The 1,516-nt window shown below is 35.4% G+C and carries 2 protein-coding genes; both read left to right on the top strand.

Features of this window, described 5'->3' with window-relative positions; genetic code table 11:
* A partial coding sequence (gene nadA / locus ENL20_08230) for a quinolinate synthase NadA (GenBank protein HHE38544.1) occupies window positions 1-810 on the top strand: 810 nt, incomplete at its 5' end.
* Window positions 811-991: 181 nt separating this feature from the next.
* Window positions 992-1,516 (top strand): methyltransferase domain-containing protein (locus tag ENL20_08225; protein HHE38543.1); only part of this gene is annotated, 525 nt, incomplete at its 3' end.

Raw genomic sequence — 1,516 nt, 5'->3', positions numbered from 1 at the left:
GTTGCGGATATAATTGGAGATTCTCTCCAATTATCTCAGGAAGCAGCCAAAGTAGATGCAGAGATCATTGTTTTCTGTGGTGTAAAATTTATGGCAGAGACCGCGAAACTTCTGAAACCGGAAGCAAAAGTTCTCCTTTCTGTTGAAGATGCTGGTTGTCCCATGGCTGATATGATCAATGCTGAACAACTAAGGGAATTCAAATCTCAATATCAAAATCCGATCGTTATCTGTTATGTGAATTCTTCAGTGGAAGTAAAGGCTGAAAGTGATATCTGCTGCACTTCGAGTAATGCTGTAAAAATCGTTAAGTCGATCCCGAATGAGCAGACAATTCTATTTGTCCCGGATCAGAATCTCGGAACTTATGCAGCTCAACAAACCGGAAGGAACATCATTGTCTGGAAAGGTTTCTGCAATATTCATCATATTAATATCAAAGTTGAAGATGTAGATGAGATTCGTAAAAAATATCCCGGTTATACTCTATTAGTTCATCCTGAATGCATTCCGGAAGTTTTTAAGCAAGCTGATGTGGTAGCATCAACCAAAGGAATGGCTGATTTTACCGGAGATAATGACAATGTTATCATCGGAACTGAGATCGGTCTTTTTGAACAATTGAAAGCAAAATATCCCGAAAAAAATATCGTTCCGCTCTCGGAAAAAGCGATTTGTAAAAATATGAAAAAAACTACCCTGAAAGATGTCCTGAAAACTCTCGAAACTGAAAGAAATGAAATTTCAATTGAAAAGGAAATCGCAGCAAAAGCAGTTGATTCAATCAATCGGATGTTGGAATTATCCTGATAATTGATGATAAATAATTTAAAAATCTACCAGATCAATTCCTTGTTCTCAAATTCCACTTGGGAACAGAATTGTATAAGAAATTGTTTTTCGGTGCAGTTTTTTTATCCTTCAAAACAGAACCACAGTAAAACTTTTCCAGAAATAACATTCCCAAGTTCAATTTGGGAATGAGTATAAATTGAAAACTTGTCAGGTTTCCTATAAAAACAAAATTCCCGTAGAATTACCTTTTGGAAAAACCATCCATCAATTTAAAAACGGCCATTCCATAACTTCCGATACAGCTTTTTTAGTTGAAAAAGTTTTAGAGAATAATTCCGATAAAAATCTAAAGGTTCTCGAATTGGGAAGCGGAAATGGAATTATCTCTATAATGCTCGCTCATAATCGTCCTTCCTGGAATATTACCGGAATCGAGATCCAGAAAAAATTAGTAAATCTTGCTCTTGAAAACTCAAAATCAGCCGAAGTTCAAATAAAGTTCATAAATGCAGATCTGAAAGAGGATACTTTTCCTCCTCAAAATTTTGATCTGATAGTTTCCAATCCACCCTATTTCCCAAAAAAAGCAGGCAATGTAAGTCCAAACAAAGAAAAAGCGATTTCCACCCATGAAATCTTATGTACTATGGAAGATGTTTTCCGATCAGTGAAATATAATTTAAAAAAAGAAGGGAAAGCATATCTCATCTATCCTCTTACC

Source organism: Candidatus Cloacimonadota bacterium (assembly GCA_011372345.1).
In the GTDB taxonomy this organism is placed as follows: Bacteria; Cloacimonadota; Cloacimonadia; order Cloacimonadales; family TCS61; genus DRTC01.
Note: the sequence above shows the minus strand (reverse complement) of the source record. Positions and strands in the feature narration are given on the sequence as shown.